This is a genomic window from Novosphingobium sp. MBES04, from assembly GCF_000813185.1.
GTDB lineage: Bacteria > Pseudomonadota > Alphaproteobacteria > Sphingomonadales > Sphingomonadaceae > Novosphingobium > Novosphingobium decolorationis.
Map to the genome: position 1 here is coordinate 1,622,266 of NZ_DF850488.1, position 26,529 is coordinate 1,648,794.

Annotated in this window: 23 protein-coding genes and 1 pseudogene; 9 read left to right on the plus strand and 15 right to left on the minus strand. The window is 66.2% G+C overall.

What is annotated here, in order from left to right:
- Positions 1–600: 600 nt before the first annotated feature.
- On the plus strand, positions 601–1,200 hold the full coding sequence (locus MBENS4_RS07035; RefSeq protein ID WP_039391926.1) for a sugar transferase: 600 nt from the start codon (positions 601–603) through the stop codon (positions 1,198–1,200).
- 408 nt (positions 1,201–1,608) lie between these two features.
- On the opposite strand, the gene MBENS4_RS07045 is transcribed toward MBENS4_RS07035, so the two are convergent.
- The 4 genes from MBENS4_RS07045 to MBENS4_RS07060 are packed head-to-tail and all read right to left on the minus strand — an operon-like array spanning position 1,609 to position 5,627.
- A complete protein-coding gene (locus MBENS4_RS07045) occupies positions 1,609–2,814 on the minus strand; it encodes a hypothetical protein (protein WP_039389684.1) in 1,206 nt (401 codons plus the stop codon).
- Positions 2,815–2,816: 2 nt separating this feature from the next.
- Positions 2,817–3,551, minus strand: coding sequence for an HAD family hydrolase (locus MBENS4_RS07050; protein ID WP_039389686.1), 735 nt, complete (start codon positions 3,549–3,551; stop codon positions 2,817–2,819).
- The gene (locus MBENS4_RS07055) at positions 3,548–4,696 is read right to left on the minus strand and encodes a glycosyltransferase family 4 protein (protein ID WP_052322068.1); all 1,149 of its coding nucleotides are present in this window, start codon (positions 4,694–4,696) and stop codon (positions 3,548–3,550) included. Before MBENS4_RS07055 ends, MBENS4_RS07050 begins: the two co-directional genes overlap by 4 nt.
- A gap of 49 nt (positions 4,697–4,745) precedes the next feature.
- Entirely contained in the window at positions 4,746–5,627 is an 882-nt protein-coding gene (locus tag MBENS4_RS07060) for a glycoside hydrolase family 16 protein (protein ID WP_052322069.1), read from the minus strand.
- Between the two features lie 303 nt (positions 5,628–5,930).
- On the opposite strand from MBENS4_RS07060, the gene MBENS4_RS07065 reads away from it, so the two are divergent.
- Positions 5,931–7,262 (plus strand): acyltransferase family protein, encoded by a 1,332-nt coding sequence (locus tag MBENS4_RS07065; protein ID WP_052322070.1) that lies wholly within the window; start codon positions 5,931–5,933, stop codon positions 7,260–7,262.
- On the opposite strand, the gene MBENS4_RS07070 is transcribed toward MBENS4_RS07065, so the two are convergent.
- Complete coding sequence (locus MBENS4_RS07070) at positions 7,235–7,927, minus strand: class I SAM-dependent methyltransferase (RefSeq protein ID WP_039389688.1); 693 nt, start codon at positions 7,925–7,927, stop codon at positions 7,235–7,237. The two genes, MBENS4_RS07065 and MBENS4_RS07070, sit on opposite strands and share 28 nt — an antisense overlap.
- A gap of 227 nt (positions 7,928–8,154) precedes the next feature.
- Here MBENS4_RS07070 and MBENS4_RS07075 point away from each other — a divergent pair, with 227 nt between their 5' ends.
- The 3 genes from MBENS4_RS07075 to MBENS4_RS23950 are packed head-to-tail and all read left to right on the plus strand — an operon-like array spanning position 8,155 to position 10,782.
- Complete coding sequence (locus MBENS4_RS07075; RefSeq protein WP_144400866.1) at positions 8,155–9,300, plus strand: glycosyltransferase; 1,146 nt, start codon at positions 8,155–8,157, stop codon at positions 9,298–9,300.
- A 19-nt stretch (positions 9,301–9,319) separates the two neighbouring features.
- A complete protein-coding gene (locus MBENS4_RS23945; RefSeq protein ID WP_052322071.1) occupies positions 9,320–9,967 on the plus strand; it encodes a hypothetical protein in 648 nt (215 codons plus the stop codon).
- The gene (locus MBENS4_RS23950; RefSeq protein WP_052322072.1) at positions 9,955–10,782 is read left to right on the plus strand and encodes a hypothetical protein; all 828 of its coding nucleotides are present in this window, start codon (positions 9,955–9,957) and stop codon (positions 10,780–10,782) included. Before MBENS4_RS23945 ends, MBENS4_RS23950 begins: the two co-directional genes overlap by 13 nt.
- On the opposite strand, the gene MBENS4_RS25295 is transcribed toward MBENS4_RS23950, so the two are convergent.
- Entirely contained in the window at positions 10,705–11,973 is a 1,269-nt protein-coding gene (locus MBENS4_RS25295; RefSeq protein ID WP_144400867.1) for a glycosyltransferase, read from the minus strand. The two genes, MBENS4_RS23950 and MBENS4_RS25295, sit on opposite strands and share 78 nt — an antisense overlap.
- Entirely contained in the window at positions 11,973–12,866 is an 894-nt protein-coding gene (locus tag MBENS4_RS07090; RefSeq protein WP_039389692.1) for a glycosyltransferase family 2 protein, read from the minus strand. Before MBENS4_RS07090 ends, MBENS4_RS25295 begins: the two co-directional genes overlap by 1 nt.
- Positions 12,867–13,046: 180 nt before the next feature.
- Between MBENS4_RS07090 and MBENS4_RS07095 the strand changes: the two genes are divergently transcribed.
- Positions 13,047–14,048: a glycosyltransferase family 2 protein gene (locus tag MBENS4_RS07095; RefSeq protein ID WP_039389694.1), complete on the plus strand. Its 1,002-nt coding sequence runs from the start codon at positions 13,047–13,049 to the stop codon at positions 14,046–14,048.
- Here MBENS4_RS07095 and MBENS4_RS23955 read toward each other — a convergent pair.
- The 4 genes and pseudogenes from MBENS4_RS23955 to MBENS4_RS07110 form a co-directional block, all read right to left on the minus strand.
- A complete protein-coding gene (locus MBENS4_RS23955) occupies positions 14,040–14,636 on the minus strand; it encodes a polysaccharide biosynthesis C-terminal domain-containing protein (protein WP_052322073.1) in 597 nt (198 codons plus the stop codon). The genes MBENS4_RS07095 and MBENS4_RS23955 overlap by 9 nt on opposite strands.
- A gap of 3 nt (positions 14,637–14,639) precedes the next feature.
- A pseudogene (locus MBENS4_RS23960) lies at positions 14,640–16,837 on the minus strand (oligosaccharide flippase family protein); the annotation flags it as partial.
- Complete coding sequence (locus MBENS4_RS07105; protein ID WP_039389696.1) at positions 16,794–19,019, minus strand: GumC family protein; 2,226 nt, start codon at positions 19,017–19,019, stop codon at positions 16,794–16,796. The pseudogene MBENS4_RS23960 and the gene MBENS4_RS07105, both read right to left, overlap by 44 nt.
- A gap of 96 nt (positions 19,020–19,115) precedes the next feature.
- Positions 19,116–20,399 carry an outer membrane beta-barrel protein gene (locus tag MBENS4_RS07110; RefSeq protein WP_159108027.1) on the minus strand — a complete coding sequence of 428 codons (1,284 nt, stop codon included), beginning with the start codon at positions 20,397–20,399 and terminating at the stop codon, positions 19,116–19,118.
- 308 nt (positions 20,400–20,707) lie between these two features.
- On the opposite strand from MBENS4_RS07110, the gene MBENS4_RS07115 reads away from it, so the two are divergent.
- The 3 genes from MBENS4_RS07115 to MBENS4_RS07125 all read left to right on the plus strand — a co-directional run bounded on the left by MBENS4_RS07115 (position 20,708) and on the right by MBENS4_RS07125 (position 23,227).
- Positions 20,708–21,301 carry a polysaccharide biosynthesis/export family protein gene (locus MBENS4_RS07115; protein WP_039389699.1) on the plus strand — a complete coding sequence of 198 codons (594 nt, stop codon included), beginning with the start codon at positions 20,708–20,710 and terminating at the stop codon, positions 21,299–21,301.
- 88 nt (positions 21,302–21,389) lie between these two features.
- A complete protein-coding gene (locus tag MBENS4_RS07120; protein WP_052322075.1) occupies positions 21,390–22,106 on the plus strand; it encodes a hypothetical protein in 717 nt (238 codons plus the stop codon).
- A gap of 170 nt (positions 22,107–22,276) precedes the next feature.
- A complete protein-coding gene (locus MBENS4_RS07125) occupies positions 22,277–23,227 on the plus strand; it encodes a helix-turn-helix domain-containing protein (protein ID WP_039389701.1) in 951 nt (316 codons plus the stop codon).
- Positions 23,228–23,396: 169 nt separating this feature from the next.
- Here the strand turns inward: MBENS4_RS07125 and MBENS4_RS07130 are convergent, their stop codons facing one another.
- Genes MBENS4_RS07130 through MBENS4_RS07145 form a run of 4 tightly spaced genes read right to left on the minus strand, consistent with a single transcriptional unit; the run spans position 23,397 to position 26,379 of the window.
- Complete coding sequence (locus MBENS4_RS07130) at positions 23,397–24,401, minus strand: alcohol dehydrogenase catalytic domain-containing protein (protein ID WP_039389703.1); 1,005 nt, start codon at positions 24,399–24,401, stop codon at positions 23,397–23,399.
- Between the two features lie 43 nt (positions 24,402–24,444).
- Complete coding sequence (locus MBENS4_RS07135; protein WP_039389705.1) at positions 24,445–25,299, minus strand: SDR family NAD(P)-dependent oxidoreductase; 855 nt, start codon at positions 25,297–25,299, stop codon at positions 24,445–24,447.
- Entirely contained in the window at positions 25,296–25,829 is a 534-nt protein-coding gene (locus MBENS4_RS07140) for a 2,4'-dihydroxyacetophenone dioxygenase family protein (RefSeq protein WP_039389706.1), read from the minus strand. The genes MBENS4_RS07135 and MBENS4_RS07140 overlap by 4 nt, the downstream gene beginning before the upstream one ends.
- Positions 25,830–25,839: 10 nt before the next feature.
- The gene (locus MBENS4_RS07145) at positions 25,840–26,379 is read right to left on the minus strand and encodes a 2,4'-dihydroxyacetophenone dioxygenase family protein (protein ID WP_039391938.1); all 540 of its coding nucleotides are present in this window, start codon (positions 26,377–26,379) and stop codon (positions 25,840–25,842) included.
- Positions 26,380–26,529: the final 150 nt, after the last annotated feature.

Below are 26,529 nucleotides of genomic sequence, written 5' to 3' on the forward strand. Positions count from 1 at the left end.
GCCCCGCGATTCGGTCAAACCCTTTTTTTCAGTTTTTTGAATCTTTGTGCGTGAGAGCCGAACGCCGCTCATCGCCCCCCCCATGCGTCCCCGAAGCCACTCTCCGGGATGAGGACACTCGCGCCGACAAAACAGGGCTCGTTCAGCTCCCACCGAGATCTCCGCGCGCATGTCCCGCCCCGCAGTCAGGGATGCGATGGCGTAGATCCACCCCGCCCCTGAGCGTAAAGCGCAATACAAAATACACAGACTCACAAGAAGCCAAAGAACTTCATATTTTAATTCAACATTACTTGAATATATAAAACATCATTCGCGACATTGAGAAATATAGATTCATGGGGATTATATTTTTACTTGACGAAAATAGCCCTGATCATATTCTTAGCGGATAGTTAACGGCGTTTTGAGCCTCGCGTATGATGGCTGGAGGGTGGGAAGATGCGTGCACAGCCGAAATGGAACGGGCCGGATGAGGTCAGTGTCATGTCTGCAACGCCGACGCCGACACCCCACCCCGAGAATGATGTCGAAACGCATGAGCCGGGTTCCGATGCAGCCGGCGAAACCAGCGATCTGCAGGCGATCAAGTTGTGCGCCATGAAACGCTCTTTCGACATACTCTTTGCGGTGAGCCTGATCGTCATCTTCCTCCCGCTGTTCGCCCTGCTGTGCCTCGCGGTGAAGCTGTCGAGCCCGGGGCCGGTGATCTTCGCACAGCGCCGCATCGGCAAGGATGGCCGCCTGTTCCTATGCTACAAGCTGCGCTCGATGGTCACCGATGCCGATGTGCAACTTGCCCGTCTGCTGGCGGAGAATCCGGCGGCACGCGCAGAATGGATGCGCGACCAGAAACTGCGCAACGATCCGCGCATCACCTCTGTCGGCGGTTTCCTGCGTTCCTCGAGCCTCGACGAGTTGCCCCAGCTCTGGAACATCCTGAAGGGGGACATGTCCGTGGTCGGTCCACGCCCCATCGTCGAGGCCGAAGCGGTGCGCTATGGCGATCACTTCGCGCATTACTGCGCCCTGCGCCCAGGACTGACCGGGCTGTGGCAGGTGAGCGGGCGCAACGATGTCAGCTACGAGGAGCGTGTCCGGCTCGATGTTCGCTATGTCGAGGACCGCAGCTTCCTGGGAGACCTGGGTATCTGCCTTCAGACCATCCCGATGATGATGAGCGCAAAGGGGTGCTACTGACCTCCCGTTGCGCGGTCAGGGGACCTTGAGCGATCACAGGACCTGGAAGATCACCCCCCAGAGCCCGAGGCTAACCAGTGCGGCGACGAACCACACCCACGGCTTGATCCGCGCCTTCCCGGCTCCAGAGACCAATCCCGGCGCAACGCGGGGCGCGCCCAGCCTTCCCTGGCCCCGTCGCCCCTGGCCTTGCCGTCCCTGGCCAGGGCGTTGTTGGTCCTGTCGTCCTTGATCGCCAATCATGTGCCCAACGCGAAGTCGCAGTTCGTGGCCATTCCATCACCGCGATGGAGCCTGACGAAACTGTCCCACGAGGGATAATCGAATAGCGCGTGCGGGACAACCAGCGCCTTGGGCGCGCGAAGCCCCCAGGGCCGCGTGGACAAGGGGGCAGCTCTCCGGGTGTGTTCAGGCGCGGCGGGCTGCGGACCAGCGCTTGAGGAAACGCAGGCTGTGCGCCGCTTCGAGCAGCGCCAGTCCAAGCCGTCCGGTCCGGCGATAGCGCTGCACCACGGCCCCTTCGCGCCAGAGACTGGAGGTAATCGCCCCGCCCTCCGGAAACTGGTGGACGGCTTCAATCCGACCAAAGTCGCGCGCACGCGGCGACAGGGAGAGAACCGCAAGGTCCTGCCGGCCTGGCCAGATGATCGCCTGACGCAGCCGTTCCCAGGCCTCTTCAGCGGCGGTTTCGATACCAGGCAGCTGCTCGGGCGAGAGACCGCCCAGGTAGGTGAGAACGCCCGTGAAAAGCCCCTGCGTGTCCTCGCCGATCCGCTCCTGCCAGCCCGGCTCCTCGAGATTGGAGCGCGGCACCGGCTCGTTGGAAAAGGACTTCACGCTGGTCAGGTCCGGCTCCAGCACGGACTCGATGAGATGCCAGAAGCGCAACACACAGGTGCGCGCATTCCAGGGGCAGTAGCCATCCTGCTCGACGCTGAGGCCCACCGTCACGTCGAAGTGGGGCGTGGCAAAGCGCTTGTAGTTGCTGCGCGCGAACTGCGCCGCGAACCACTGCACCTGGGGGACGCCCTCCTGAAGCAGACGGATAGTACTTCCATAAAGGCCGGTGTCGCACAGGATCGCGCGCCCGCGTCCCTGGCTGACCTGATCCAGGTGGCGACGAAACGCGCCGTCGAGACGCCCGACGACCTGACGTACCAGGCGCCCCGATTCGCCTTCGAGCAAGGCCACGAAGGTGTCGGCTTCGAACGGGTGATGCCATTCCGGCCCGAGCCGGATCGACGGATCCTGGGTAAGCGCCAGAACCACCTCGGCCATGGTCTGGCCTTCGAATTCACGGCCGAGTTCCTCGATCAGCGCCGGCCCCGGTCCGGCGAGCCCGGTGCGCGCGGCGACCAGCCGCGAAATCATCAGATCGGCATGGGGCAAGGGCGCGGACAGACCGCTCGCGGCCAGGAACGCCTCGTAGATCTGCCGCAGCCGCAGCCCTCCGCGGGCGCAGAACAGCAGGCACGTGTCGTCCTTTTCCGGCATGTAATACTGGAACGTCCAGAGGCGCTGCGCGAACTCGGCGAAGATCGGCCCCAGGACCTCGCAACCGAAACGTTCGGCTGCGAGGTCGCCGCGGGGAAACAGGGGAAGAGCAAAGTTCATGGTCAGCGTTCCGGCATCTTGCGGGCCAGCCGCGCGCGCGCGGCATCGAGACGGCGCTCGAGAATGACGAGCCGCGGGGCAAAGATACGATGGGGACGAAGCCCGGCGCTGCGGGCCATGCGCTCATCGGCCTGGGCATCATCGCCTATGTGCAGGAAGGCACCGGCAGGCACGTCCTCGGCGTCGACCACCTTGGGGAAGATGGCCGCGGTCCGCTTGGTCGCACCGAGGTCCGCGCTGGTATAGACCTTCGCAATGGGGTGCCCCTCGGCCAGGTCGTCCAGCAGGCCGCGAATGGTCGCTGCGGTGTGCCAGGTGTCGCTCACCGCGATGATCCGGATGCCCTCGCAGGCGCGCCGGTTCAGCCAGGTCAGCAACGAGGTGTTCGGCGCGAGCTGCGTGCGCTCGACCTCGATCTCCGCCCGCGCGAGGACCTGCGCCTCGGCCGGGCCAAGCCCGAGCGAAAGCGCCATGCCCTGAACCAGGGCATCGAAGGTCACTTCGCCTGTCGGATCGGCCATGTCGAGCGCGCGGTAGGCGAGGTGCTGGACGTTGCGACGCGCGCGCCACAGCGCTTCCTTGCTCACCAGCAGGCCGCGCTCGCGAAGGAGCATGGCCGCAGCCCGCTCGGCGACGTGACGCACCCGCCCCGGCTCGGCCGTGGCGTTGCGCCGAAGCAGGGTGTCGAAGACATCGCACGAGATCACGCGTATGCCTTCCAGATCGACGCCCTTCATCCTCGTCCTCCTCCCGTTTCCGCAATTCCATCACGCGGCAAGGCGCGCCGCGGACGCACCGTGGGCGCTTGCTCCTCGGCCTCCCGCAGCCTCGGCGGCAGCGTCTCGCGGTAGACAGCCAGGGTCTCCTGCGACATGCGCCGCACCGAAATCTCCGCGATGTTCTCGCGCGCGGCACTCGAGAGCGTCTCGCGCAGGCGCTCATCGCCGAGGAGACGTGTCATCTCGCGCGCCAGCGCATCGCTGTCCGCCGGGGGCACCAGCACCCCGCGCTGGCCATGACCGAGCGCGGCCGGGATCCCGTCGACGGCGCTGGCGATGATGGGATTGCCCATCTCGCGCGCCTCGAAGATGACGAGCGGACAGGGATCACGCAGCGAGGCGAGCACGAAGAGGTCCGCGCTGGCGAGCACGTCGCGCGGATCGTCGCGGTAGCCCATGAAATGGATATGGTGCCCGCTGCCCGACGCCTCGGCTCGCGCCTCGAAGTCGGCCTGCTCGGGCCCGCCCCCCACGAGGTAGAGATGCGCGCCGGGATAGCGCTTGCGCACAGTGGCGAAGGCATCGATCAGGTAATCGACCCCCTTGCGCGAATGGAGGCCGCAGACCGTCACGATCGCGGGATGCTGCAGCGAGACCGGCGCGCCGAAGAACACGGGGCGGCGTACCCCCCCGACCGTGCCATTGGTGACGGTGCGCAGCTTGGCGCGGGGGATACCGCGTGCGTGCATGTCCTCGCCCACCGCCTCGCTGACGGTGATCACCCGGTCGCCCACGCGCATGAGGTTGGCCTGTTCGTCGAAGGAATTGTGGACCGTCGTGACCAGCCCGAAGCGCTGCCACAGGCTTACGATGCGCGCGGAAAGCGCGGCGTAGACCATGTGCGCGTTGACCACGTCGGGCTTGATCCGGCGTACCGCGCGCCAGAACCGCCAGGCCATGATCCCCAGCTTGAGGGGGCCCTTCGAATCGCCGAACTGGATGACTTTCACCCCGTTGCGCACGAGGAGGGCATCAAGGTCCCCATAGCCGCTGACGACATAGACATCGTGCCCGGCATTGACCTGGTCGCAGGCCAGGTCGACCGCGACAGCGACATGCCCGTTCCCCAGGCACGTATGATTGAGATAGTGGACTATGCGCATGCAACGTCTCGCCAACCGAGGAGAAAATCGAGCTGTTCGTAAGGCCCCGTCATGATCCCGCCTCGTCCTTGGCGCGGTACACGCGGACATAGTCGACCTGCATGCGCGAGGGGCTCTTCATGCCCTCGATCGGCCAGCCGCCGCCTGCAGCCAGGTTCACCATCGGGAACATCGGCTGCAGGTATTCCGCGCGTGTCGGCTCGGTCGCGACAACCTTGCGGTCGAGGTAGAAGGTGACGAAATCGCGGTCTATCGCGACCCCGAAGGTGTGGAATTCCTGCTCCAGGGAATGGGCCGGAACATCGACGCGATAGGTTTCGCCCGCCTGTGACTTTCCGTCCTGCCAGACATGCGTGGTCGCGAGGTAGGCATCGGGGAACTGGCCGTAATATTCCAGCACGTCGATCTCGGGATTGGGCCTGCCTCCTTGCGCGTTCGAGCCCAGCCAGAAGGCGGGCCACACCCCCGGTCCGCCGGGCAGGCGCGCGCGCATCTCGAAATAGCCCCCGGACTGCAGAAACCCGCGCGAGGCGCTGTCGGCGGCCGAAAGCAGACCCGATTCCCAGCGCCCCTCGTGCTCGCGCATCTCGATGGTGAGAATCCCCGCCTCGACATGGAAGGGCCCGTCGGGCTGCGGATCGCGGAACACCGCATCGCCAAAATCCCCGGCCCAGGGCGTATGCGCGATCCAACGCGTCCCCGGCCCCCAGGCCGAGACGTCGAGCTCGTCGAAATTCTCCTCGAACGTGAGCGTGAAGCGCTCGAGCGCAAGGGCCTCTCCCAGCCGCGGCGCAGCGCCTGCGGCCACGTCGCCGCGCCCTGCTCCTGTAACGAGGAACGCACCGGCGAGCAGAACGGCAAGCCCCCCCAGCCCGAACCGGCGATGCCGCCCCCCAGGCACAGGGGCGAGCTTGGGAAGCACCTCCATCATACCCCCGGGCACCGCGCCTGCGCGATCCGCCGAAGGTTCTGCAGAATTCCAAAAGAACGATCCCAAGACACCGGACCCTCCCAACAGCTCAAGACCGCTTAATTAATTTACTCTCTATTTCTATAATTGCAAATACAATAAATATGGATCAATAAAGGCAATGCCAAATATTACTACTTCGCGCCGAAGTCCATTGTGCTGGAGCAAATAAGAAATCCGCAATAAATGCTGATTGCGGCTATTTGGCACTTGGGACCGGCGCCGGGGAAAAGCGAATCCGCGGCAGGCACTGGAGACGAGATCATGATGCTAAGTGAACAACTGGCCGCGACACGCGGGCGTCCGGCGGGATTCGACTACCTGCGTATCGGGCTCGCGGCGATGATCGTGGTCTGGCACACCGCGATCACGTCCTATGGAACCGAGACCCAGACCGCGCTCGCGCTGGGCCCCAGCCGCCCGATCTGGGCCGCAATCCTGCCGATGTTCTTCGCGCTCAGTGGGTTCCTGGTGTCAGGAAGCCTGGAGCGCTCGCGCACGCTGATCAGTTTCCTGGGCCTTCGCGTGTTGCGCATCTTTCCCGCGCTGGCGGTCGAATCGCTGATCGCCATGCTGGTGATCGGCCCGCTCTTCACCGCCTATGCGCTTGACCTCTACGTCACCGATCCGGTGTTCCAGCGCTACGCGCTCAATATGCTGGGCATCGTCCAGTACGACCTGCCCGGCGTCTTCCTGACAAATCCGGCGACGCAGGTGAACGCGCAGCTCTGGACCCTGCCCTTCGAGCTCAAGTGCTACATCGCGATCGCCCTGTTCTACATCTTCCAGATGTACCGCGTGCCCGCGCTGTTCGTGTTCGGCTGTATCGCCCTCCAGATCGCGGCGAGCGCCTGGATCGTCCTCGATCCCCAGCAGGACGAGGGGATCCTGCGCGGCCCGGTGCTGGTGCTTGCCTTCCTCTACGGTTCCTTGCTCTACCGCCTGCGTGACCGCCTGCCCTGGAGCCCGGCGCTATGCGTAGCGGCCGCCCTCGTCAGCCTGGTCCTGCTCTACATGCCGCTGGCCAATTCGCTGGCCGCGCTGCCGCTGGCCTATGTCACGGTCTATCTTGGCCTCACCAATCCCCCGCGCTCCTCGCTGGTGTCGAGCGGGGACTATTCCTATGGCATCTTTCTCTACGGCTTTCCGATCCAGCAGGCGGTTTCGGCGACGCTGCCGGACTTGCGCTTCTGGTGGGTGAACCTGTTCGTCGCCACGCCGATCATCTGCCTCGTGGCCTATGGCTCCTGGCACCTGATCGAGAAGAAAGCCCTGCGCCTGCGCGGGTACCTCACCCGCTTCGAGGCTGGTGCCTGCCCCACCACGACCGCATCGCGGGCTTCTATGGCCGCACCATCGCCGCCAGCCTGCAGAGCCGCTGGGTCCCGCGCCGCCTGCAGCAGACCAACCTCGTACGCGCCTTGTGCGAGACGGGCCGCCCGGTTCCCGCCGAGTGACCCTTGCACGAACGGCGTGATCCGGGTCGTCCCGCCCGGGTCACGCCGCCCCCCTGCTCCCAACGAGGGGAAGGCCCCCGGCACCTGCGCGGTGCCGGGGGCCTTTTCGATTCACTCAGCGAGGACGAGCAGCGAGTAGCCCCCCACCACGCGCACCGCGAGATCGGGCGAAAGCGCGTAAAGCAGGCGGCGCGGCAGCTTCATCAGTCGGCTGAGAAGCGCCTGGTCGGGCAATTCCAGCCGGCTTGCGGTGTAGCGCCAGTCGAGGATCCTGTAGCCGCAGTCCTCGAGCGCGCGCAGCGCCAGGTCCTTGAAGAAGTAGTGAATGTGACCCAGATCGCGCCGCTGGTTGAGGATCGGCGAGACCCGCACGAGCGACTGCACCGACAGGTCGAGCGGAATGTGCAGCACCTTGTAGCGCCCGATCGGCTTCAGGCTCTTCATGAAGGCCATGTAGTCGTCGACATGTTCGATCACGTCGATGAGCATGAGCACATCGAAATCGGGATCCTCGGCCTTCGTGATGTCCCCAAAGTAGAACTGCGTGCGCTCGGTCCCCCGCGTGTTCGCAACCGAGAAGGCCTGGGGCGAAATTTCATATCCACTCAGCCGGGCCTCGGGCAGCATCTCCTCGAGATTGAGAAGGATCCCCCCCACGCCGCAGCCGACCTCGCACAATGTCTCGTGCGCGATGCCGTTGTCGAGGAGGATGTTCTTGATGTGATTGGCCTTCCAGGGCGAGTCCGCCTCGTGCCAGGCCGGGTTGTTCTCGAAGTAGGTTCCATCCTGGTACATCGTGTTCATGGGGCCCCCTTGGCTGTTGTCCCGCACCTGCCCGCCGCGCGCCTCTTCCCGGATCGGCAAGAAGACCGTGCGCAGGCTTTATTTCAGCCCATACAGCAATACACATCAGCACAATTGTCAATAAACATGAAATCAATAAAAGTGACTATACTGCACCATACCTAAATTATACGCCTTCCCAGCCGACACATCGCGATCTATATATTTATTACTTCATGAAAGAAGACATGACGGGGTACTCGGTGCGAACAGCGATCATTCATTATTGGCTTGTCGGCATGCGCGGCGGCGAACGTGTCCTCGAGCACATCTGCGACATGTTCCCCGAGGCCGATATCTTCACCCATGTCGTCGACCCGGCAAAACTCTCCGACAAGCTGCGCGCGCGCCGGATCGAGACCACCTTCATCGCGCGCCTGCCGGGCGCCCGCACCCACTACCAGAAGTACCTGCCGCTCATGCCGCGAGCCCTGGAAGCGCTGGACCTCACCGATTACGATCTGGTCATCTCCAGCGAGGCGGGGCCGGCCAAGGGTGTCATCACCCGGCCCGATGCCACCCACGTCACCTACTGCCACTCGCCGATGCGCTACATCTGGGACCAGTACCACCAGTACCGCAGCACCGGCGGGCTGGGCGCGCGGATCTCGATGCCGCTGTTCGCCCCGGCCCTGCGCACCTGGGATGTCGCCAGCGCCGCGCGCAGCGATCTCATCATGGCCAACAGCGCCTATATCCGCGCGCGCATCGGCAAGTTCTGGGGACGCGAGGCCCGCGTCGTGCATCCGCCGGTCGACACCGCGCTGTTCACCCCGAGCGCTACCCACGACGAGGAGTATCTCTGGGTCGGCCAGCTTGTCTCCTACAAGCGCCCCGACCTCGCGGTCGATGCCTTCTCAGCGAGCGGGCGCAAGCTTCACGTCGTGGGCGATGGGCCCATGTTCGAGGAGCTGCGCGCGCGCGCCGCGCCCAACGTGCGCTTTACCCGCCGTCTCGACTTCACCGCGCTGCGCGCGGCCTACGCCCGCGCTCGCGCACTCGTGTTCACGGGCGAGGAGGACTTCGGCATGATCCCGGTCGAGGTCATGGCCTCGGGCCGGCCGGTCATCGCCTATGGCCGGGGCGGCGCGCTCGAAACCGTGGTCGAGGGTGAAACCGGGCTCTTCTTCCACGAGAACTCGGCCCCCGCACTCAACGCCGCGCTCACCCGCTTCGAGAGCTGGGAAGCCGACTTCGTCCCCGAGGCCGCGGTGCGCCAGGCCCGCCGCTTCAGCCCCGAGGTGTTCCGCACGCGCTTTCTCGAAACTGTCGAGCGCGCCCAGGCGCTGGGGCACCGGCCCCATCCCGCTGCCCCCCAGGCGATTTCGGCCTGAGCCCGCCAGGAAGCCCGCCATGATCCTCACCCACATCGGCCTCGTCATCGCGATCATCGGGATCTTCCTCATGTTTCGCGGGGGGATGATGGACATGCTGCTGCTGGTCATGGCCTGCACACTGCTCGGCGGATCGGCGGCGGCGCAGCTTCCCGCGCTTGGTGGCTCCTCGGTGCCGCCTGCGCCCTTCGCGCTGGTCTTCGCGCTGGCCCGCATGACACTCCCCAACAGCCAGCGCTGGCGCGAGGCACGCGGAGCGATCCGGGCCAATGCCTGGCTGGCCATCTACGCGCTCTACGGCGTGCTCGCCGCCACGATGGCGCCAAGCTTCTTTCGCGACAGCATCCAGGTCACGGCCATGCGTGCGACGGGCCCCACCCGCACGCTCTTCGACACCGTCCCGCTGGCGCCCTCGCCGCAGAACGTGACAGTCACCGTCTACCTCCTCGGCACGGTCTGCGCCGGGATCGTCGCCTACCTGGCCATGCAGGAGGAAGGGGCCGGACGGCGCTTCGTGAAGATGGGCGTCATCATGGCCTGGATCCACGCGACGCTCGGCGTGCTGGCCGCAGTGCTCAAGGGGACGCCCTTCGATCTCCTCGTCGATGTCCTGCGCAACGCCAACTACACCCAGACCGATCAGACCGCCTACGGATGGTGCGCCTGACGGGAATCTTCACAGAACCCTCGGCCTATGTCGGATTTGCCTTCGGCTGGTTCGTGTTCCTCCTCGAATGCTGGCTGCGCGACATCCTGCCGCGCCGCACCGGTCCCGCCGCGCTGGCGCTGGCGCTGGTGCTGTTCTTCTCGACCTCCTCGACCGCGTACCTGGGCCTTGGCGGCTACGGGATCATCGTGGGCCTGCGCCTGCTGCTGGCCCCCCAGCACCTCGATGCGCGCAAGGGCCTGACATTGGCGGGCGCCGCGCTGGCGCTCTTGATCGCGGTCTGTGCGCTCGCCTTCCTGTGGCCCGCCTTCATCGATCTGATGAGCACGATCCTGCGCCGCGCAACGATCGACAAGCAGGACAGCGAATCGGGCATCCAGCGTGCCTTCTGGGCGCGCATCGGGATCGACGCCTTCTTCGCCTCCTATGGTATCGGCATCGGCCCGGGCAGCTTCCGCTCCTCCAGCTTCGTCACCGCGATGCTTGGCTCCACGGGGCTGATCGGCAGCCTGGCCTTTCTCGCCCACCTGGCGCGAGCTTTTCGCCCCTTGCGTATCTCGACCTACTGCGGGCCGCGCCTGGGCCGCCAGTTCGGCGAGAACACGATGATCGGGGCGGCGGGCGGATGGGCAGCGCTGTGCGTACTCATTCCCGCCGCAGTCGTCTCGCCGACGTGCGATCCGGGCGGGGATTTCGCGGTCTTCGCCGCGATCTCGCTGGCGCTGCGCAGCCTTCCACTACCACGAGCAGCCGCGGTCGCACAGCGCCCCTCCGTGGCCACCTGGCGCCGTCCCGTACCGGCCCATTCCGGATGAAGATGCGGCCGCCCGCCAGACCACCGGCGGCGCGAAATCAGGATGCAGAAACAAGCGCGCGCACGATGATGCGCGCCTGGTTCTCCCAGCTGAAGATCTGCGAACGCGCCTGCCCGCGCTGAGACAGACGGCGCGCCAGCACCGGATCGCCGAGCACGTCGCGCACCCGGGCCACCAGGCTCGCCGCATCGAGCGGGTCGCAATAGAGCGCAGCCTCCCCGCACCGTTCGCGCAGCACCGGCAGGTCCGAGACCACGACCGGGCAGCCCAGCCGCATCGCCTCGCTCGGCGGGAGGCCCGAGGTTCGTAGAGCGAGGGGTACATGAGGCAGGCCGCCTCGCTGTAGAGGCGGGTCAGCTGCGCGTTGTCGACGAAGCCGGTAAAGCGCACCTTGGCGCGAACCTCGGGCGAAAGGCCCTCAAGCCATTCCTCGCAGCGCGCATTGGGCCGACCGACCAGCCGGACCTCCACGCCATCGCCCGCCAGAACCTCGGCGGCGGCAAAGACGCGGCCCACGTTCTTGCGTTCGGAAAAGCCCCCCACGTGCAGCACGTAAGGTGGCGCTGCGGTGTCCGGGGCCGGACGGGGAGGCGCGGGTTCGTCATTCATCCAACTCCCGTTGGGCGCGACCACCAGTTGCTCCGGGCGCCCGCCATTGGCCGCGCGAATGGCCTCGGCCTCGGTCTGCGAGACGGTGATGAGCGGGCGCGCACGGCGCACGAGAAAGTGGCCCACCACCTCGTGAAAGAGCCGGTAGGGCAAACTGTAATCGCTCTTGAAGGTGCGGAAGGACTGATCGTGCAGCATGACCGCCACCGGCGCGCCCGCAATCAGGCTGCGCAAGGGCGCAAGGTTGCCCAGGCACAGCAAGTGCGCTCCCCCGGCATGGCGCGGCAGGGTCACCTGTTCCCAGTAATGGCCCGTGCCGCCCGCCAGATGCTGCGTGGCGATGCGGGCGAGGTTCAGCGAGCCGAACTCGGCCCCAGTCGGTGCGACGAGCCGCGCGCGCAGGCCGGGAAACTCCCCGCGCACCAGCAGCCGCTCGAGCGCCAGCACGAATTCGCGCGCGACGCGCTGAACGCCGGTGGCCGGCTGGCACAGGAAGCGCCCGTTGATGACGAGCTCGCCCGCGGCCTGTTCATCCCGGCCTCCGCACGGCGCGTGCCCGCCTACCGCGACCGGGCCGTGCATCACAGTTCAAGCGCGCGCATGGGATCGACGCGCCCGCGCGCGACATCCCACAAGGCTACCCAGTTGCCGACCACGCGCCCGCGCCGGTCGATCCAGGGTTCGGGCCGCGCGGAACGGACGTGGTTGGCGATCACGTTGCGGCTCGCCATGACCAGCGCCTTGCGCCACTTCATGCTCCCCTTGCGCAGAAGGTAGAGCGGATTGACGATCTGCGAATAGCCCAGCCGCCGCCCGCTGCCGCGCCCGCCCTTGATCCCCTGGTGCACACCGGCAAAGGCGTCGGTGCGGCCCATCGGGCGCCCCCTGGCGACGCGCACCGCAAAGTCGACATCCTCCTGCCAGGCGTAGAGCGGAAGGTTCTCGTCGAACTCCTGCCCCTCGATCGCCGCGGCACGGTAGGCCATGTTGCAGCCATAGAGCCCTTCCCAGGGCTCCAGCGATGGCCTTTCCGGGAAGACCCGGTCCTGTTCGTAGCGCTCGACGAGCGCGCGGGCTTCCTCGTACTCGATCCCGCACGTACAGATGCCGTCGCCCAGCATCGTGCCGGTAAGGCCGACCACCTCGGGCATGATTTCGAAGGCGCGCACGATATCGGCAAGGCAGCTTGCGGTCGGCACGTAGTCATCATCGAAGAAGACGACATATTCCGGGTCGCTGGAGATATGCGCGAGGCCGCGGTTGCGCTGGCGGGTCAATCCCACCGGACACTCCAGGATCGAGAAGCCCTGTGTGACGCTACCAAGTTCGTATCCCTCGGGCAGATCGGCCTGCGAGGTCACCGCCCAGATCATCTCGCACGGTTTCAGGGTCTGCCTGGCAATGTGCTCCACCCAGCGCCCCAATTCGCGCGGCCGGTTCACACTCGCAATAACGACGACAATTCCTCTCGCCATAGCCTTCCCCTTACTGTCGGGCCATAGAACCAAAACAGATCTACTTTGCAATACTAAAGTTTAAAAACTAATTTAACTTTACTTGAAGACTTAAAGCAATACATCAGATAAATACAATTATTGCAGATGCCAGCAAATACCAGCATCACCTAATATTCCGAATACGCATCCGGAGACCGTATGGAAGCGTCCCTGCGTTTCAGCGTCATTATCGCCAACTACAACTACGGCCGGTTCGTGGCGCGGGCGATCGACAGTGCGCTCGGGCTCGACTGGCCCGAGGTGGAGGTGATCGTCATCGACGACGGCTCCAGCGACGATTCGCGCAGCGTCATTTCCGCCTATGGCGCGCGGGTCCGCGCGGTCTTCCAGGACAACGCCGGACAGGTTCGCGCCAACAATGCCGGCTTTGCGCTCGCCAGCGGCGATGTCGTCGTGTTCCTCGATGCCGACGACGTGCTCGAACCCGGGCTCGCACGCGAGGTCGCCGCCGTCTGGCATGAGGGGGTCAGCAAGGTCCAGGTGCTGATGCAGAAGGTCGACGAGAACGAACAGCCGCTTCCTGCGCTGCTGCCCCACATCCGCCAGCCGCCCCGCGCCTGCGACATTCGCGCCTGGGCCCACTACACCAACGAATACCCCTCGCCGCCGGGCTCCGGGAATGCCTATGCGCGCAGCTTCCTCGCGCGCATCTTCCCGCTCGATGCCAGCCGGGACAGCTCGACCGACACCACCTGCATCGCGATGGCCCCGTTCCTGGGCGAAGTCGTCACGATCGTGCAGCCGCTGGTGCGTTACCGCATCCACGGCGCCAACGATTCCAACATGCTGGCCAATGTCAGCCACTTCGCCCGCGAGGTCGAACGCGCGCGCAAGCGCCTCAAGGCAACCCAGGATGCCTGCGAAATGGGAGGCATGGCGCCGCCGGGAAGCGCGGCCCTGCGCCGCGCGAACCACCTTCTCCAGCTGCGCGCCGCCTCGCTCCGGCTCCAGCCCGACAGCCACCCGATGCCCGAAGATTCGCGCCTGTGCATCCTCCTCGATGCCGCCCGGCTGCCGTTCCAGCGCAGCTTCGAGCCGCTCGTGCGGCGCATCGCCATCGCCGGATACTCGGCCCTCCTTGCAACCCTGCCGATGGCTGCGGTGCGCCCGATGATCAGACTGCGCTTTTCCTCACGCTGAGCGCTGCTCGGCGCGGGGTCCGCGCAGCCGTTCGAGCACGCGCACGAGCACGCGGTCATGGGCCATGCTCTCGATCCCCGCAGGCCGCCCGGCCTGGTGCCAGGCCAGCGCGAGGATCAGGCCATAGACCGCCATGCCAAGCCCCGCGACCAGCCCGATTCCCAGCGCCAGCTCCAGCCCCGCAAGGTCCGCAAGACGAGGACGCAGCGCATAGAGCACCGCCACGAGACCGCCGCTCGCAAGGAGAGTGCGCCAGGTCGCCCAAAGCTGGTGCCACACCGACACCCCGATCAGCCGGCGCGTCATCACCATCACGATCAGCGCGGTGGTGAGCGCGGAGATCGCCCGGGCGCCCACCGCCCCCTCGATGCCGTACCAGACCGCGCCCACCACCATCAGCGGCACCTTGAAGACGAGTTCGGCCGCGCGCTGGCCAAGCAGGCCCTGCGGCCGGTTCAGCGCCATCGCCAGCGAGGAATAGGGCGCGGTCAGAAGCGGCGGGATGAGCGTGAGCGACAGCCACTGCAGCACCGGGATGGCCCCCAGCCACTTGTCGCCCAGCGCGAGCGCGACGGCGGGCTGGGCCAACAGGCACAGCCCCAGAAGCACCGGCGCGCCGATGGCCAGCACGGCATTCGAGGCCTGGACATAGGCCGTCGCCAGACGCGCGCGCTGGTCTGCGATAAGCGCGAAGACCGACAGGAGCGGGCGCACGATGGGACGGATAAGGCTTGCTCGGGCACGTAGGACAGGTCGTTGGCGACCGAGTAGATACCCAGCTGCGCCGGACTGACGAACCGGCCCAGGATCAGGCGGTCGCACTGCCAGTTGATCGCGGCCAGAAGCTGCGCGCCTGTCGTCCAACCGAGGAAATCGGCGAAGAGCGGCCACTCGGCCAGCGAGAGCCGGGGCCGGTAGGGCGCCAGCGCATAGGAGGCGAGAATCCAGATGGTGGGCGTCGCCACGATGCCCACCATCAGCGCGCGATAGTCGCGCAGCCACCAGGCCGCCGCCACCGAACAGACCAGCGAGCCTGTCTTGCACACCAGTTCGGCCGCAATCTCGCGCCGGTACTTGAGCTCGCGCGCGTAGAGCACCAGCCCGGGACTGCCCATGCCCCGCAGGCCCGGCGCCACGCCCAGAGCGAGGATCATCCAGACAAGCGTGTCGTTGCGGTAGAAATGGGCAAAGGGCACCGCGCTCGCCCAGACCACCAGCGTCAGTGCCCCGCCCCGCAGCGCGCTCAGCGTGAAGGCGGTATCGAGGTGGCGCTGTGAAATCGCCCGGCGCGCGATCAGCACCTGCGTGATCGGCAGTTCGAACACGGCCTCGACAATCGTGACCAGCGTCATCGCGATCGCAATGACGCCGAAATCCTCCGGCGTCAGGAGCTGGGCGAGGACCAGGAGGCTCAGGAACTCGACGAACTTGGTAAACAGGCGCCCGCCGATCAACCAGGCTGCGCTGCCCGCGGTCCGCCCGCCCAGGGCCTCTCCCCCCGCCTGCACCGGCATCGACTCCGACTCTGCGGCCTTCGCATCAGCCACGCGCCACGTCCCCCCGCCAGGCCAGTCCCTCGAGCATGGCCGCGTGCTGGGCGACCACGTTGTCGAGGCGGAAGAAGGCGGCGGCCTCGCGCCGCACCGGTCTCCGGCCCGCGCGCGCGCGCGGGACGCAAAGTCGGCCATGGCTGCGGCCAGAGCGCCGGCATCCTCGGCGGGCACGACCTCGCCCTTCTCGGGCATGTCGATGAGATCGGTAGGGCCGAAATCGCAGTCGGTGGCAATCACGGGGAGCCCGGCCGACATGGCCTCGACAATGGCAACGCCAAAGCCTTCCCAGCGCGAGGCGCTCACGAAGCATTCCGCTTCGGCCAGCTCGGCCGCCGGATAGGCGATCTTGCCAGCCAGGCGCACCTTGCCCGCCAGCCCCAGCCGTTCGATCTGCGCAGAAAGCGCGTCTCGTTCCTCGCCATCACCCACGATGGTGAGGTGCGCATCGACCCCTTGCCCAATCAACTGCGCAAACGCCTCGATAAGGACATCGTGCCCTTTCTGGCGCGCGAGGCGCCCGATGGTGAGGAACCTGACAGGGCCGCTGGCCCCTGCCGTGCGCACGACCTCGCCGAACTGGCGGACCGGGTTGGGCAGATAGTCCGCCACGTCCGCATGCCCGGTGCGCAAGGCCAGGTAGCGCGCCAGCGCGGGGGAGACCGCAATGACCTTGTCCATGCGCGGCACCAGCAGGTTGAACAGCGAGAAGGCGAGCCGCGCGCGCCGCGAGGTTGTCCCTTCCACCTTGGGATTTCCATGCAGGTGCATGACGAAGCGCGATTTGCCCCGGGCCAGGCGGTGCAGCAACCAGACCAGCACGGTGGGCTCGAACTGGGCAATGACGACCACATCGTAGCGGTCCCGGCCCAGCTGGCGCGCGACCTTCCTGGGAAAGGCGCGCAGGCTCCCCGCCTCCTCGAAGAAAACCTCGTAGGGCAGGCTCTCGGGCAGTTCGACATAGCGGTGGCAATAGAGCACGCTGACCTCGATCCGGCCGCGATAGCGCGTGGCAAGACCGCAGGCGAGATCGTGGACGACCCGCTCCATTCCGGCGAAATGCGTCGATGGCGGCACGACATAAAGAACTTTCACCGCAGCGCTTTCCCCCTTTGCAGACCTTGCTGACCTTGCACACCCGATCGTTCCGGGCCCCGGAGCGCTTCTGCCCCGGTGCCCCATCATGCCCGTTTTCTCAGGCGTAATATCTCCGGTATTGCTCGTAGTAGAAGCTCGCATCGCCGTAGCCGAACTTGGCCTGCTTGCGCAGGTCCACCTGGCTCAGGACAGCGCCCGCCACCCGCACCCGCCCTTCGGGCAGGAGCCGCAGCGCCGCACGGATCGCATGGTCGGCGGTGGCCCGCCAGCGCGCGACCATGACCACCCCGTCGACCTGCGTTGCCAGCGTGCGGGTATAGGTAATCGGCAAGATCGGCGGGGCATCGAGCAGGACGAGGTCGAAGGCATCGCCAAGCCGGGCCAGCAAGGGGCCCATCTCCCCGTTGCCCAGCAGGTCCTCCAACCCGTGCGCCTCGCCCACGATCGGCAGGACACAGACCCCGCGCCGCGCATCCAGAACCAGCGCTTCCTCGAGTGTCGCCTCCCCGCGCAGCACCTCGAGCAGGCCCACCTGCGGAAGCGCGCCCGAAAGCGCGCGGGTCGCTCCGCGCTGGCGCACGTCGACATCGACCACCACGGCGCGCTCCCCGGTCAGCGCGGCCACCCGGGCCAGTCCTGCCGAGATCGTGGTCTTGCCCTCACGCGGGAGCGCAGACGTGATCAGCACCAGGTTGCGCGTGTCCCCCAGCGCATGGTTGATCGAGGCCCGCAAGCCCCGGAACGCCTCGGCGTAGCCCGACATCGGCGCGTTGGCGATGGCTTCAACCGGATCGTCCTCGCCGGGCAGGATGCTGCCCACCTGCGGCACGCTTTCAAGGCAGCGCAGGGACAGCTTGTGCTCGACATCCGAGGCCGTCGAAAGGCCGGTGTAGAGCATCTCTCGGACCAGGCCGATCACCACGCCCACGCCCAGCCCGACCACCAGCGCCAGCGCGAGGTTCAGGAGGGGCCGGGGCGAAACCTGCGTCTCTGGCAGATCGGCGTAGGAGATGACACGCGCGTCGGGCCGCTCGGTCCCCTGGCTCGCCACGGTCTCCTTGTACTGGGCCAGATAGCTGTCGTAGAGCTCCTGCGAGGCTTCGGCCCGGCGCGTGAGATCGGTCAGCGCGACCATCGCCCGGTTGTTCGAGGCCAGCGCCCCCTTGGCCGAGCCGAGCGAGCCCTGCAGCGAGGAAAGCCGCCCCGAGGAGACCTGCACCTTGGCTTCGAGGTTGGAGATGATGCGCTTGATTTCCGAGGCGATCTGCGCGTCGACCATGTCGAGTTCGGAGCGCGCGCTCTGGAGAGCGGGATAGCCCGGTCCGAACTGCGCCTCGAGCGCGGCGACGCGGCCTGCGACTTCGGCGCGCTTGGAGCGCAGCGAGCTTACCACCCCGGAGTTGAGCGCCTCGCCCACGTCGTCCCCGGCCGAGCCCCGGCGCAGCTGCGCGCGGGCGGTGGCGAGCTGCGCCCGGTCGGCGGCGGCCGACGCGCGCGCCGAGGCCACTTCCTGGTTGTAGCTGGAAATCTCCTGCTCGGAGAGCGAGGCTCCCGTCGTGCTCAAGAGGTTGTTGGCGATACGGTACTGCTGCACCCGCGCCATGTCGTCGAGCGCCTGCTGGCGCAGCTCCTCGAGCCGCTGCGACAGGAAACCGGCGGCCTGCGCGCCACTGGCCCGCTTCTGGTTGAGGTAGAACTGCGAATACTGCGTCGCATACTCGTTGGCGATCGCCTGCGCATCGCGGGGATCGGCCTCGGTGACGGCGATCGAAAAGGCGTGGGTGGTGCCGATGCGCTCGACCGCGAGAGCCCCCTGGAGACGTTCGGCGATGGCGTCCAGGCGTTCCTCGCGTGTGGGGCTGGGTGCCTCCGCCTCGCCCATCCCCACCAGCGCCTTGATCCGACTGCGCAGTCCCGCGCCGGATCCGGGCGCGAAATTCGGGTTGGTATCGAGCTTGAGCGCCCGCGCCACGTCAAGGGCGAGTTCGCGCGAACGGATCACCTCGACCTCGGTGTCGACCTGGTCGGAATCGGGGGGCAGTGCGCCCGCCCCCTCGCCGCGCGGGGTGGTGCGCTCTTCCAGCGAATTGAGCACGACGCGCGCGCTGGCCGTGTACCGGGGCGTCTGCAGCGTCGTCACCAGCGCCGCGAGCGCCACGAAGACCGCCGCCACGACCACGATAACGGTCAGCTGGCGCCGCAAGGCGAAGTAGATCGCCCGAAGGTCGAGCCGGTCCTCGGGCGGGGCGGCCATCGCCGGAAAGGCCTGGGCCAGGTCGGCCTGGAGCTGGCTGCCGCGATGGACGACAAGGGAATTGTTCATGACAGCCTCACACTCCTGCGCATTCAATTGGGGGAAGGGCACCGCGCCTGCGGGCGTCTCCCTCCCGCTCCGGATAGGACCGATCCACCGGCACCATCAGAACTTCACCCGCACGCTCAGCAAAGCGGTCGATCCCGTGAAGGGCCGGGCCTCGAACCCGCGGCTCGACTGATCGCGGTGGCTGAACCCCAGCCCCACTTCGAACCTGTCTCCCAGAAGCCAGCGAGCATTCGCCCCGATGCGGAACTGACGATCCCGTCGATCCGAGCCGAAGTAATCATAGTACAGATACGATGTATTCACGGAAACTATTAAATTTCGAAGCAAATCGTAATCCACATCCAGAGATATACTGTCCTGGATGACCCCCGGCTGGTTGAAGAAGGGGCTTGCCTCCAGCGTCCGCGCGCCGTTCAACTTGACCGTGACAAGCGTGGTGACGTTCCAGACAAGGCGCCCGGAATAGGTCATGCCCGAAACCGTGCCCGAGGCAGGCTCGTCGTAGTCCTGCGAAAGGTAGCCGACCGTCACCTCGCCGCTGAGCAACTCGCTGAAACCGAAGGCGAGACCGCCCGACAGCGCGTAGCCTTGCGAATCCTGGCTGATGGTCCCGAAATCCTGCCGGTAGTCCTGCCAGTTGTAGCGCCCTTGTGCGAAGACGCGGAGGGCCGGGCCAAGCCGCAAGGACGCCCGCCCGCCCAGTGTCGTCGCGGTGCGGTCGCGGTAGTTCTGGAGGACATCGAGCCCCTCGAGCCGGATGGTACGGTAGTCGAAACGCTCCGCCCCACCGGCGAGCGACACGGTGAGATTGGTGAGGGCCACGGAGAGCCCGGCACGGCCCGCGAGGCGCGAATAGGTATTCGGTGCGCCGATCACCGCATCGCCCAGCGTGCCCGCCATTTCGGCCAGCAGCCCATAGCTCCCGGAGAGATCGAGGCGCACCGGCCCGAACGCCTTGTGGCCCGCCGCCTCGAGGCTGTACTGCTCGTTGTTCTGAACCTTGAGATCGGCGTAGCGGGTCAAGGTGGCCTGCCCCTTCACCGAAAGACCGGCATCGGGTGTGCGTTCGACAAGTTCGAAGCCGGGCTCGAAGGTTGCCTTGGCATCGCCGCGCGGATCGGGAGCAATATTGAAGACGTTATCGTCGTATTCGATCCGCAGGTCGGCCCTGGGATAGAAGCGAAAGCCGCCGAGCGGCAGGCCCGGCGCGTCGTAAGCCGCCTTGGAGCGCGCGCCGACCGAACTGGCCAGGGCTTCGTCGGCAAGGCTCGTTCCCGCCTCCTGCGCCCGCGCGCAATTCGTCCCCACGGCCAGAGCGAGGCAGACCGCAAGGGCACCGCAGCGGGCATACGCTCGGCTCCCGACACCCCCGATGGACACGAATACCCCCCAAACTAGCCCCCTCAGCCGGAGCCCATGGGGCGCACCGGCACATACGAATAGAATAAGAAGAACTAACTGCGATATGTCTCGCACCAATCCAACAAGTCAACTTATGATTTTATTCATATCATGACAGTTGCATAATGAAACAATAGTTATGATGCAAAAATAATGATCTGTACTAATCTCCTCTTGTATGTCACGAATTGGATGCGCCGGGGTGGCGCTTTTATTTCAGGGGGTATGCGCGTCCGGCTGGACCGGCACGTGGAAATGGCCCCGCCCGACGACAGGGAGACCGTCCATTGCCGCGCTCGATTGGAAAACTTCGCCTGGTCATGGCGCTCGTCCTGGCCACAGCCGCGCCGGCCCTGCAGGCCCGCGACGCCGCCAGCCCCGCGGCGCGGCCCGAGCCAGACGCTGCGGCGAACGGCGAGGTCTATCGCCTCGGGCCCGGTGACAAGCTGCGGATCACCGTCTTCAACGTGGAAGCGATCACCGGCGAATACACGATCAGTTCGGGCGGCCAGGTCGCCGTCCCCCTGCTCGGAGCCGTCCGTGCCGAAGGCGCGACCACGCAGCAGCTGGCCGATGCGATCCGCACCGGGCTCGACGGGACCTATGTAAAGGACCCGCGCATTACCGTGGAAGTCCTGAGCTACCGCCCCTTCTACATCCTGGGCGAGGTGAACCAGCCCGGCGAATTCGCTTACAAGCCCAACCTGACACTGGAGCAGGCCGTCGCGACCGCGGGCGGCTATACCTACCGCGCCGCGCGCAAGAAGGCTTATCTGCGCCGCGCGGGCGAGGACGAGCAGGTCGTCAGGTTCGGCCGCGAGAGCAGGGTCATCTACGTCCATCCGGGCGACACCATCCGCATCGGCGAACGCTACCTGTAGTCCGCCAGCACGCCGCCATGCGTCCTGTGCCCATGCGTCCTGTTTTCCTCTGGCGAAATAAGGATAGTCTCCCATTCTGGCACCTTCCATGCGCCGCGCGCTCACCGACCTTGGCCCCGCCGATCTGGCCGCCACCATCGAAGCCCAAGGCTATGCGATGGTGGCCGATTTCGTCCCGGAAGCCGACCTTGCGGCGGCCCGGCGTTTCACAGAGGCTGGCATGGCGACCAGCACTACGGGGTACTTCGGCGTGGGGGATGGTGAGCCGCTGGGCGGCACGTTCCTGGAGGCCTTGCGCGATTCGCCCGAATTCCAAAGCCTGTGCCGCCGCCTCTGCACTCTGGCCACGGGGCGTGAGGCACCCGAAACCGGCTTCTACCAGATCCTGCGCGCCCTCGAAGGCCAGGACCAGGCCCGCCACGCCCTTCGCTTTCACTACGATTCCTATGTGCTGACCGCCCTCCTCCCGATTCTCATTCCCAGCGGAGGCGAAGGGCGGCTCATTCTTGGCCGACAGCGGCGCCCCTTGCGGCGCAGCTATGCCGTCAACCTGCTCGACAAGCTGCAGGTCGACAATGCGCGCGCGCAGCAGCGCCTTGCCCGGCGCTACGCGGGCGGCGCGTGCGAGTTCGAACGGCTCGTCCTGGAGCCGGGCAACCTCTATTTCTTCTGGGGCTACCGCACGCTGCACACCAACGAACCGGCCCCCGACGGAGCGATCCGCGCGACTGCGGTCTACCATTACCTCGACCCGCATGCCCACGCCCCGCTCAAGCGCCTGCTGCGCCGCGTGCGCGGCTCCTGAGCGGCCGGACGGCTCCGTGCCACGCCCGGGCGCCGCCCCGCCGCTTGACAAGATGCCCCCCGCCCTCCGATCCTTCCACGCACGCACAGGGCCAACCAGGCACGGCGAAAGCGGGACATCCGGTGCATCACGAGACCGGAGCCCGAACGGAGAGGACGGATAGGTGTGCGATGGAGGCAATCCAGACATTCGCGACGTCGACGCTGCCGCAGAGCCAGCGGCTGCGCTATTGGAACGAGCTTGCCGAGCGCATTTACGCAGGCACCTACATCAACGGTGACCACAGCTTTCATGGACGCATGCAGACCTGGCGGCTGGGTGACCTGCAGATGATACGCCCCGCCGGTGGCCCCTCGCAGGTCGGTCGGCGTCACCGCACACCCGGTTCCTCCAACATCATCCTCCACCTCCAGACCCGCGGACGTTGCCGCCATCGCCAGGGCTGCGGGCAGGACGACATCGTCCTGGAACCGGGCGACTTCGTCCTGTCTTCTGCCGCCACCGGCTACGAGATGGACCTGGAGGCGCACGAGTTGCTGGTGGTGGAATTTCCCGGCGCGCCCATCCTGCAGCGCTGCGAGGCTCTCGACAGCGTGCTCTCACGCCGCATCCGCGCCACCAGCCTGGCGGGTGGTCGCGTCCTTATCGATTTCCTGCAGTCGCTCTGGCGGCAGGCCGGCAACGCGCAGTTCCCCATTCCCGGCGATGCGAGCTGGCAAGGCGCGATGGCCAATGTCTTCTACGATATGCTGGGCCTGACCCTGCACGAAAGCCGCCAGCCTCGCTCTGCAGTCGACACTTCGCCCCCGTTGGCGCGCCAGCTGCTGCGCCATGTCGAGACCCACCTTGGCGATCCGGACCTGCGCACAGGCAGCATTGCCCAAGCGCTGGGCGTGTCCCCCCGCACGGTGCAGAACGGCTTTGCCACGCTCGGTACGACCCCGTCTGCCCATATCCTGAACGCCCGCCTCGAACGCGCCGCCGATCGCCTCACCAGCGATCACGCCACCTCGATCACCGAGATCGCCTTCGAACTGGGCTTCAATGACAGCGCCTACTTCGCGCGGTGCTTTCGCCGCCGCTACGACGCCTCGCCGCGCGAATGGCGAAAGCGCGGCTGAGACCGCGCCCGGTTGGACGATTGCGCGCAGCTCCCGATGCGTCTGCGCACTTGTCCAAGCCCACTTTGCAAAACGGGTCTAGAATGAACGCGTCACCCACCCTTGAGGGCCGGTCCGCCGCAAGGCTCCCGGCCCTTTCCTTTTGCCGTCATGGTAAGCGCATCACAGATCAGGGCGCGATCAGGACCTTGCACTGGCCGTGGCCCGCGCTCTTGAGCGCTTCGAAGACCGTGGGCACCTTGTCGAGCGCGATGGTCTCGCTCACCAGCAGGCGCGGCGCAATGGCACCGCTCGCCAGCGCGTCCAGCGCCGCCTCGTATTCGCTGCGGGTAAAGAAGGCGCTGGTCACGAGCCGGACTTCCTTGGACAGCATCGCAAAGGAATTGAAGGTATCGGGCTGCGTGCACAGGCCCAGGAGCAGGATCGTCCCACGCGCGCGCACCTGTTCGACCGCCTGCGCAATCAGCCCGGGCCTTCCGACGCACTCGAAGACGATGTCGGCCTTGCCGCCAAGCGCAGCATCGCTTCCCCCCACAGGATCCTCAGGATTGACGACGAAGCCGCTCGCGCCCAGCCCCATGGCGCGCGGTTCCTGATCCGGCACCACGTCCTGCAGGACCACGGCTCCCGCGCCAAAGCGCCGCGCCCAGAAAGCGACGGCAAGGCCGATCGGGCCCGCGCCCAGGATCAGCACCCGGTCTCCGGGTTTGATACCACTTAGCCCTACGCCGTGCAGCGCAACCGCAAGCGGCTCGATGATCGCCCCGTCGGCGAGCGAGACATCGGCAGGGAGCGGCACGCACTGGTTGGGCCGGGTCACGGCATATTCGCCATAGCCCCCGCCCTGGAGACTGAACTCGCGGCACCAGGCGACCTCGCCCCGGCGGCACGCCTCGCACTGGCCGCAGCTGCGCAAAGGCACCACCGAGACGAGGTCCCCGATGCCAAGGCCTGTCACCTCCCGGCCCAGGCCAACCACTTCGCCTGCGAACTCGTGCCCCAGGACATCCCCGTGCTGGCAGCCGTAGGCCGCGTCCTCGGTCATGTGCAGGTCCGACCCGCAGATCCCGCAGCGCGCGACCTTCACCACGACCTCACCTGCATCAGGCGTGGGATCGGGTATCGTCTCTATGGCCAGCGGTTCGTGCAGGCCCTGGAATACGGCAGCCTTGATGGCGTATCTCCTCGGCGTTGTTCGGTGCGATCCGAAGGGGCGGTCACAGTCCGGTCAGCGGTTTGACCGGCCCCAGTTGCATGCCCCCGTCGATCATGACGTGGGCCCCTGTCATGTAGCTCCCCGCATCCGAAGCGAGCAGCAGCGCCAGCGGCTTGATCTGGTGGACCTCCCCCACGGCGCCTGTCGGCACCAGCTTGTCCCAGGCCTTGCGGGCCTCCGGGTTCGTCTTCAGCCAGCCCCCGCCGATGTTGGTGACGAAGGGCCCTGGCGCGATGGCGTTCACCCGAATCCCGAAGGCAGCCAGTTCCAGCGCGGCGTGGCGCATGAAGTGCATCACCCCGGCCTTGGCAGGCATATAGGGCACGCCCACGATGGCCTCGTTGACAACGGCCGCGTTGGAAGAGGTGCACACGATGGAGCCTCCGCGCCGCCCGGTACGTTCCTCGTTGCGCTTCATCACCCGCGCGGCTTCACGCAAGGTGTGGAACTGGCCGGTGAGGTTGACCTGGATCGAACGCTCCCAGGCCGCCGGATCGTAGACATCGAGCTGACCCTGCGGGTTGCGCGTGTCCTCGGGCGTCCAGAAACCGTTGCCCGCATCGTACCCCGCATTGGAAAAGACGATGTCGCATCCGCCATAGGCGGCGACATGGCCATCGAAGGCCGCGGCGATCTCGGCCAGGTCCGCGACATCGGCGCGGGCAGCGCGGGCCGCATAGCCCTCCTCGCGAAGCCGCGCGGCCTCACGCTCGGCCCCTTCGCCGTCATAGTCGGTAAGCGTGACCTGCGCCCCCGCCTCGCACAGCACCTCGGCATAGGCGAGGCCCAGGCCCGAGGCGGCCCCTGTCACAAGACCCGAGCGGCCCGCGATGTCGAACTGGTCAAGCGTCTTCACAGGTAGAGCTGCGGATTGGGCGTGAGGCCATGTTCGGCGCAGTAGGTCTCGTAGTGATTCATGAACCACCAGACATCGAGCGTCTCGACGTGGTTGCCGTGCGCATCGAAGAACTCGTTGGCACCCTGCATCCAGAACAGCGCCTTCATGCCGTTCGGGTCGTCGGTGACAAGCGTGTGCGCCGTACCCGGCGTTTCAGTGATGAAGTCGCCCGGGCGGCACACCCAGTCGTATTCGAGATAGCGGAACGAGCCTTCCAGTCCGATCGCCCAGACCGGCCCCCGGTGCTTGTGCGTGCCGATCACGCCCGGCTGCTTGATCCACAACACGTTGCAATAGACGTTCTGCCGCACATCGAAGGCCAGGTGCCGGATCGCGGCGTTCTCGCCGAAGGGAACCCACGGGCTCTCCTCTTCGGACGCGCCCACATAGGTCCCCTCCACGCCCTTGGCGCCGATCAGCGCGCCGTAGAGCTCGGGAACCTTGACGATCTCATACGCGCTCGAGGGCGGCGCGGTCATCGTACCCATAGCGCGCTCCTCAAACGTAGAGCTTGGGATTGAGGGGGATGCCCTTTTCGCGGCAATAGGTCTCGTAGTGGTTGATGAACCACCAGACATCGGCCGTGTCGACGTAGTTGGCGTTCTCGTCGTAGAATTCGATGGGTCCCTGCATCCAGCCAAACAGCTTCACACCCTGCGGATGATCGGTGACGAGCGTGTGGCTTTCGCCCGGTACTTCCAGGATCAGGCCGCCCGGGCTCGCGACCCAGTCGTACTCCAGGTACTTCACCGAGCCTTCGAGACAGACCATCATGATCGTGCCGCGATGCAGGTGCGTGCCCACCACGCCCGGCTCCTTGATCCACAGGATGTTCGAGAAGATGCCTTGGCGCACATCAAAGGCCAGGTGCTTGATCGCCGCATTGTCACCGAAGGGCACCCACGGGCTGTCGACGTCGCTCTGCGCATCGATGTAGCGCCCGCCTGGGCTCAACCGTTCGACAAGCTCACGGTGCGCGAAGGGCACATCGACAATCTCCGCCTTGGTCGAGGGCGGGGCGGTCATCACTTTGGTCATGGTGGTGGTCCTCTCCATCGGCATGGCCCGCGTCCGCGTCTACGGATCATCGTGGCAACGCCTTGCTTGGTCCGGGCTTTCAAGGTGCCCTTGTGACGTCGAGCATAAGCTGCGGGAGCGAGAGGAACTTGGATCTGCGCGCAGCGCGAT